The sequence below is a fragment of the Bradyrhizobium sp. UFLA05-125 genome (genome assembly GCF_059803515.1).
Map to the genome: position 1 here is coordinate 1 of NZ_JBANBJ010000144.1, position 7,763 is coordinate 7,763.

The 7,763-nt window shown below is 57.8% G+C and carries 7 protein-coding genes and 1 pseudogene; 3 read left to right on the forward strand and 5 right to left on the reverse strand.

The window, feature by feature from the left end; genetic code table 11:
* On the reverse strand, window positions 1-1,991 hold a 1,991-nt coding region (locus tag SO156_RS45295; RefSeq protein WP_498539393.1), incomplete at its 3' end, for an AMP-binding protein.
* A gap of 122 nt (window positions 1,992-2,113) precedes the next feature.
* Between SO156_RS45295 and SO156_RS45300 the strand changes: the two are divergent.
* Window positions 2,114-2,369 (forward strand): annotated as a pseudogene (locus SO156_RS45300) (IS3 family transposase); the annotation flags it as partial.
* Window positions 2,370-2,419: 50 nt separating this feature from the next.
* Here the strand turns inward: SO156_RS45300 and SO156_RS45305 are convergent.
* A complete protein-coding gene (locus tag SO156_RS45305) occupies window positions 2,420-2,806 on the reverse strand; it encodes an ectoine synthase (protein ID WP_498539394.1) in 387 nt (128 codons plus the stop codon).
* A 735-nt stretch (window positions 2,807-3,541) separates the two neighbouring features.
* On the opposite strand from SO156_RS45305, the gene SO156_RS45310 reads away from it, so the two are divergent.
* Window positions 3,542-3,859 carry a DDE-type integrase/transposase/recombinase gene (locus SO156_RS45310; RefSeq protein WP_498539395.1) on the forward strand — a complete coding sequence of 106 codons (318 nt, stop codon included), beginning with the start codon at window positions 3,542-3,544 and terminating at the stop codon, window positions 3,857-3,859.
* A 1,102-nt stretch (window positions 3,860-4,961) separates the two neighbouring features.
* On the opposite strand, the gene SO156_RS45315 is transcribed toward SO156_RS45310, so the two are convergent.
* A complete protein-coding gene (locus SO156_RS45315) occupies window positions 4,962-5,519 on the reverse strand; it encodes a hypothetical protein (protein ID WP_498539396.1) in 558 nt (185 codons plus the stop codon).
* Window positions 5,520-5,641: 122 nt separating this feature from the next.
* On the opposite strand from SO156_RS45315, the gene SO156_RS45320 reads away from it, so the two are divergent.
* Window positions 5,642-5,965 carry a hypothetical protein gene (locus tag SO156_RS45320; protein ID WP_498539397.1) on the forward strand — a complete coding sequence of 108 codons (324 nt, stop codon included), beginning with the start codon at window positions 5,642-5,644 and terminating at the stop codon, window positions 5,963-5,965.
* 177 nt (window positions 5,966-6,142) lie between these two features.
* Here SO156_RS45320 and SO156_RS45325 read toward each other — a convergent pair whose 3' ends face one another.
* On the reverse strand, window positions 6,143-7,297 hold the full coding sequence (locus SO156_RS45325; protein WP_498539398.1) for a ribonucleotide-diphosphate reductase subunit beta: 1,155 nt from the start codon (window positions 7,295-7,297) through the stop codon (window positions 6,143-6,145).
* A gap of 10 nt (window positions 7,298-7,307) precedes the next feature.
* The coding region (locus tag SO156_RS45330) for a ribonucleotide reductase barrel domain-containing protein (protein ID WP_498539399.1) at window positions 7,308-7,763 on the reverse strand (456 nt) is incomplete at its 5' end.

The following is a 7,763-nucleotide window of genomic DNA, read 5'->3' on the forward strand; positions in this document are numbered from 1 at the left end:
CGCTCGGCTGTCAGCTCGGGGCGGTTCAGATAGCCCCGCGCGACCCCCGCCCCGCCGATGTAAAGCTCGCCCACCGCCCCGAACGGCACCGGCGCGCCATGACCGTCCAGCAGATACACTCGCGTGTTCGCAATCGGACGGCCAACGGGAGGCAACTGGGGCCAACATGATGGGTCAGCTGCAAGGTGGTGCTCGGCAATGACGCTGATTTCTGTGGACCCGTATTGATTGATCAATCTCGCCTTTGGATGTGCTTCGAAGAAGGCCCTAAGCAGTGGAGTGGCCTGCAGTTGCTCACCCGCTGTATAAATCTCACTTAAAGATGGCAGCTTCACTTGCTGCGCGCCCCAGACCTCCGCAAAATGGTTCAATGCTACGAATGGGAGGAAAAGTCGCTCGATCGCCTCCCTTTCTATGAATTCGAGCAAGTCGGAGAAGCGCCTACGGGTCTCTTCCCGCACAAGTACGAGCAGTCCACCGTCCTTCCAACAAATGAACATTTCCTGACAGGACACATCGAAGTTCAGGGTAGCGAATTGAAGTGTGCATCGTTTTGACGTGCCAACCCCCGCGAGCGAATTCACAAGCGAGCCGTGGGACATTTCTACGCCCTTTGGCGTCCCGGTTGAGCCGGAGGTGTAGATGACATAGGCGAGATGGCGCGATGTGAGGCCAAGCGTGCGCGGCTGCGGGTTCGAAGGCGGCCGCTCGCCCCAGACCGGGGTGGCAGTATCCAGATCGACTACGCTGACATCGGCTACAGCCTCGGCGCCCAATGCGGTTCGACCGGCGGCATCGCAAAGCAGCAGTCGCGGCGCGGCATCGTCGACAATCATCCGCAGCCGCGCCGACGGATAAGCCGGATCGAGCGGCAAATAGGCCGCCCCTGCCTTCAGGATCGCCAAAACACCAACCACCATTGCCAAGCAGCGCTCCAGGCAGATCGCCACCGGCTGATCCGGCCTGACCCCGAGCGCGATCAGATGATGCGCCAGCTGGTTGGCCCGCGCATTGAGCTCGCCATAGCTCAGTCTCTCGTTCTCATGGACCGCAGCCAACGCCTCTGGCGCCTTTTGCACCTGCGCTTCGAACAGCTCATGGATGAGCCGCTCCGACGGATAAGGCGTCGCAGTCCGATTCAACTCCTCCATTAGATACGTGCGTTCGTCTGCCGGGAGAATGTCGATGCGGCCGACCGGCTGCCCCGCATCGGCCATCACACCATTTAACAAAGTCTGCAAATGCTGCGTCATGCGGACGATCTGCCTCGGTGCTAATCGACTGGCATCAAAATGCCAGCGGAAGCTCCCATCCAGAGCGCAAACCTCAAAGGTCAGCAAATCGCCGCATAGGGCCGGGCCAGCTCTGTGACTCGTCATCAGATCGCCAGCCACCGAACAGCTCTCTGTCGTGATTGTGATGCCGATCGGCCAGGGTCGGTGCGAGCGTAGCGCCTCCACACCTCGCAGGGCCGGGCAACGCGTGATAAGATCCCGGGCAAAGCTACCGTGCGCCCTCAGCTGAGCGAATTCGGCCGCTACGGTTTTGCGCACTTCTTCAAGATTATTAGCAAGCCCAATCGTCACTTCCATCGGCACGACAGAGGAGATCAACACCTCCATCGCTTTGGAGGCCGCTTGCGATCCATCCGATGCAGGCGTCCATCCCAGCTGAAGCTCTGTTTCTCCCGTGATGCGGGCGAGATAGATCAGCCAAGCCGTTGCCAAGTATTCCGTGCGATCGTGTGGCGACAACATAGCCAAAGCTCGTGCAATGAACCACGAACTGGACTGCCACCTGGGCGGCGCCTCAGCCACGGACAACGACAGGAAAGGAAGCTGCAATATTCTATTGCGCTCTAGCCGCTGTATCCAAAACTCCTCTGAAGGCGCCAGCAATTCATGGGCCGCAGTTATGCTTCGCGCCTCGTCTTCGCTCAAAACAGGAAGGCGATCACTAGCCTGGTCTGAGTTTCCGGTGAGCAAGATCATCGGAGGACTGCTCCTCAGTCAATTCGCCTTTATAGAGAAGACTACGCATGTATCGTGCCAAAGGAGGAATCGTTCTTTGTCAGTATGCTAGCCCTAACACTGCTATGTCACTTATCCGATGCCTGGCTGAAGTAGGCGCGGAGCTATCTGTCGGCAGTGTCGGAGATCCTATGACGACGCTCTCGCCGGAACCATCAACGGCCTACACAAGGCCGAGGTGATCCATCGGCCGGGCCATGGCGAAGCTTCGAGGCTGTCGAATTTCCACCCTCGAATGGGTCGATTGGTCAACAATCGACGGCTCCTGGAGCCCACCTCAAACATTCCCGGGCCGAGGCCGGACAACGCCATGCCGGACAACCAGCCATGGCGGCATAACTCAAACCAAATGGCCTCAGAGCAAGCCGGGGGGGGGCGGTTCACCTTGCTTAATATGCCGAGCCTGCCGGGTCGTTGAGCTTGTGGCACTCGGTTCCGTTGAGGGGCGGATTGAAGATGCTAACGAGGATCAGATCCTTGTCCCGCCCCCCGCGCAGAAGATGCTTGTCACGCTTGTCAAGCGCATACATGTCGCCCTTGGCAATGGGGAAGACATTGCCGTCCATGTCCTCCACCTCGCCCTCTCCGGCGATGCAGTAGCAGGCTTCGAGATGATTACGGTATTGCAGAAGCGAGACGGTGTTAGCGCGCACTACGGTGTGGCAGATGCTAAAGCCCATGCCGTCCTTAGCCGTGAGGAGGCGGTGGCTAGTACCATTGCCCCAATCGACAAAGTGATCGGTCGCTTCAACATCGTGCAGGCTACGCACAATCATATTGTTTGATTCCAGGAATACAGATGCAAGTCACTATTGTGGAAGCGCGGAGGCCATTGCTCTGACCTAGAAGCGCGGCTTCCGCGCGCTCACGAAGCGGAAAGCCAAGGTATGGCTATTTGGACGGGGCAGGCCGGCAAGAACCTGCCAATCCATGTCCTCCACTGCCATTCGCCCCATTCCTGATACAGCGCCGTCCTGACCTCGCCAGGAAGCCGTAGCCCAACCATGAGATGAGAGACCTCGCCACGATGGCGCGCGCGGCGGTCGCGGTAGCATCAGGATCGATTGAGCAAGTTTCATCTGAACTCTTAGAAGTGAGCTGCTAGATTGTTATGGTCACGACGGATGCCCCCTCTCAAGCAACCGATGTGCCAACGACATTGTGAAAATCACTCCTGAAAAACAATGCGCCTCTCGCCGCGCTAGCTGGCGTCCTGCCGTCACGCTTGCGACATCGATGTCTTGAACGAGACGCAGCTCAACACAGGACCACGGAGGGGCAATGGCGACGATCGCTGGAGATTGCAATCTCCCCGAGAGGCATAGACAATCTTAAGGACAATGGTGGTCCATCTTCCGGTTGGCAAGCATCTGACGTGCCAAAGGAGAAATCGTGTCTCTGTCAATATGCTAGCCTGAAACTGCTATTTCAGTTATCCGACATTGTCGGGCATCTAACGTACTTGCGTTGTCCACTCCGACTGGATTCGCCAGCTCCGTTCGCGGCCACAAATGACATCTCGACGCAGTCGTTATCGCGATCCCGGCGAGCAACATTGGTTCAGTCGCACCGTCGACCAGAATGGCCTCGTTCTCGACGTCGTGATCAAGCGTCGACGAGATTTGGTGCTGCACAGCGCCCTTATGAACAAGCTCTTGAAATCCACCGACACGTCACCGCGCGTGATGATAATCAGCGACAAGCTCCGTTCGTACGGCGCTGCCGGGGCGAAAATGGCCTTTCACGTCCGCAGCACAAATGTGTCCACAATCGGGTCCGAGAATTCTCATCGGCCGGCCTGGCGACCTGTAACATCTTGTTCAGTTTAGACGCCTATCGAACGTGGTTCCTCGTTGCAGCCATCGTTCTTCTGTTCGCAGGACAGTTCAAACTTATATGGAATTACTTCCGACCATCGCTATCGGGTTTCATTACCAATGGCACTTCCGTTTCTGAATGAACTGAGCACCTCATGTATTCGGTCGCAAAGCTAGGCTTTTTCATTGGACTTTCTTTTCATTGCAGTCCGGTCAAAGCCAATGCCGTCCAAGCCGTTTCATTATCACGTGGACACCCTTCCCTAAACAATGCCGATTTTCGACGCTCGCGCTGGCATAGCGCTCTTGAATAAGTTGACCTTTGCAACTCATCGAAGGATCGTCACGGATGAACGGGTTGTCACCGAGATCGCCGACGGATTGTGAAAATGAACACGAGCGTCGATGACTGATTGGCTAAGTTCATGCAAGGGGATTAGCGCAAGACTGCTATTTGTGCTGTAACCCCCAAGCGGCAGTATCGGACGCGGAAGGCAATCGCCTAACTCTATCGAAGAATACGATCCGTACGCTTGGTACGAATCCGTCGGATCTGATGCCTGCAACGTCGCGCCACCGCGTTGACGTCTGAAGGATCGTTACCGGCGAGGCGGACTTGGGATAATTCCGCGAAAGGACGCGTTGATGACGGGCTGCAGGCCCTGCTGGCAATACGAGAACGCCGACACGCGCTGACCGGGGAAAGAATCGAATTCTCCTGGAAGCAGCTACTGCCTTAACGTTTTCCTTGTAGGCGTTGCTCACCATTCCGGAGGGAGTTGGCTTCGACCTCGCGGCCGAAGCCGACCTCCGGCGCTAGATCACTTACGCACCATGATCATCACGCACCATGATCATCACGCACCATGATCATCACACATCACGTCATCGCACGGACACGGGACGGGCTTGGCGTGCGCCGGCTGGGAGCACAAGCCTGCCACCGCGACCAATATAAGAAAAAAGGTTCTCGCCCGGAGACCCGCTCTGTATTTGCGGCATTCAGCTGTGCGCCCTTTTTGGATCATTATAGTTCCCTCAGTTCGTTCATCTTGCCGCATGCTGACGATCGGATCGGTCGTTATAACCGATATGTGACACTTTATCATGCGGCTCAATCACTATATTTGGTAGGTGACGGAACGCGCACCTTACCATGAGTGAGACGCAAGCGTCGCGAGTAGAAGAATGAAGGCATGCTCGAGCGACAACGAATTATAAAAACGTATCGATCAGGGAGCGCAAATTGAGTTAACCGCGCCAGCGTAGCGTCGATCCGATGACTGGAGATAGCGTCGCGCTCATGCCGCAGAATATGCTCGAACAGCAGTCGTCCCACGGTCAACTCGTCGACGCGCTCAACTCTCCTTGGCGTCGAGAAATTCGATGGCGATCCCGAGCATCCGCGGATTCGCAAAGCGTCAAAGACATCGGCTGACAGAGCATCCGACTTGACGCGCCTCGCGATCCTCTTCAGCTCGGACTCTGACCACTCATCGACCAACAGGCGGTCGGTCGGCGAGGTCACTATCGAGCAAATCCCGGCATGACGCCAGCTGGTCATCGTGACGATCAGCTTGCCCCCGCCCCCTTTCAGGAAGCTGGCCATCGCATCGATCCAACGACACCAAGGAAAGCCATGCGCTTCGTTGACGCCGTCGAGCCAGACCACGAGCCTGATATGCTCGGGCCCAGGCGCGCCAGCCCTTAAAGCGGCGTACCAAGCGCTTTCGAATGTTGTCGGTGAGGACGGCACCAGCCTGCGATGTCAAGTTCACGATGAGCAGCTCTTCCATGCTGCTCATCGCCTCGGGCATCACCAGTCGCTCGCCACAAAGACCGCAAGCAGCGCAGCTGGCTGCGATCCTACGATTTGCAGCAGGCAAGAAGAACCCCGACTTCCTCTCGGAGGCCGGGGCTCTGGATGGCTTGCTGTCGCAAGCATCGGTGGTTGCGGGAACACCCGAACGTTGCGAAATGGAACCCAAAACGCGAACGGCAGGGCGCGGTCGCTGGTACCGCAAGAAGCACCGGTTGCGAGGGGGCCGCGTTACTCAATTCTTGCGATTGATCGAGAGAGAAGCCCCGAAGCTTGTTGCAGGAGGATCGGCTAATTAAGAGACGGGTCGAGAAAAATCAATGACTTACCGCACCACTGGGTTTATCCGACTGAAAGCGGGCATTCGTCGCACGATCATAGCGATTGACTGCCTGCCGGGTATTCGCGCGAGCAAAGGGGCTCTCACCGAGCCGGTGCGCGCGTCAAACCTGGCGCGCGACTGCTGCTACTCGACGTCAATCCCAGCTCAGTGCACCGCCGTTCTGGTATTCGATGACGCGGGTCTCGAAGAAGTTCTTCTCCTTCTTCAGGTCCATCGCCTCCGACATCCAGGGGAACGGGTTCTCGACCTCGGCGAAGACTTGCGCAAGTTCAATCTGCGCGCATCGCCGGTTGGCAATGAAGTGCATGTATTGTTCGTACAACGCAGCGTTCAGGCCGAGGAAACCGCGGGGCATCGTGTCGCGACCATAGGCGGCCTCGAGCTCGGCTGCCTCCCGGATCATGCTGCGGACCTCCTCTTGAAACTTTGGCGTCCACAGATGCGGATTCTCGATCTTGATCTGGTTGATCACATCGATGCCAAAGTTCAGGTGAATGCTCTCGTCGCGCAGAATGTACTGATACTGCTCGGCGATGCCGACCATCTTGTTGCGGCGTCCGAGCGACAGGATCTGCGCGAAGCCGGTGTAGAACCACATTCCTTCAAACACGACGTAGAAGGCAACCAGGTCGCGCAGGAAGGCGCGGCCATGGTCCGGCGTTCCCGTCTGGAACAAAGGGTCGTTCAGATGCTGTGTATGCTTGAGCGCCCAGGCCGCCTTGTCGGTGATCGAGGGCACCTCGCGGTACATATTGAACAGCTCGCCCTCATCCAGGCCAAGGCTCTCGACGATGTACTGGAATGTGTGAGTATGGACCGCCTCCTCGAAGGCCTGCCGCAACAGATACTGCCGGCACTCCGGATTAGTGAGGTGACGGTATATAGCCAGCACGATGTTGTTGGCAACGAGCGACTCAGATGCCGCGAAGAAGCCGAGGTTGCGCTTGATCGCGCGCCGCTCGTCCTTGGTCAGGCCGTCCCGCGATTTCCACAGCGCGATATCGGCCTGCATCGACACCTCGGTCGGCATCCAGTGATTGTTGCAGCCGGAAAGATATTTCTCCCAGGCCCATTTGTACTTCAGCGGAAGGAGCTGGTTGACGTCGGCGCGGCAGTTGATCATCCGCTTCTCGTCGACGGACACGCGGCCGCCGGTGCGATCGATCGCGCCGAGACCGGTCCCATCTGCCGGCTCGAGCTTGAGCTGGGTCTGTGGGCGCAGTGCGGCGGTGAGGGCCGAGGCCGCCGGAGCGGCCGCCGTGGTTTCGGTATCGGACCAATTGAGCATCGTCATCTCCTTACTGACACACTTCACATTCAGGATCTTCGATCCGGCAGGCCTTGATACCATTGAGGTCCAGGGCTGCCGCGGCTGGCATTATGATTGGGGCATGCGAGGCCGCAGCCGATACCGAGACCGCGTTGAGTTTGCCGTCAGTGCCCTTCAGCGTCGATTTTTCGACGTGCGTGGCGCTGCGGGAACGCAGGTAATAGGTGGTCTTCAAACCGCGCCGCCAGGCGAGGCGATAGAGCGCATCGAGCTTCTTGCCGGAGGGCTTGGCGATGTAGAGGTTGAGCGATTGTGACTGGTCGATCCATTTCTGCCGCCGTGCGGCAGCCTCGATCAGCCAGGCGCTGTCGATCTCGAAGGCCGTCGCGTAGAGCGCCTTCAGATCGTCCGGGACGCGATCGATCTGGCCGACGCTACCGTCGAAATATTTGAGGTCGGACACCATCACCTCGTCCCAAAGCCC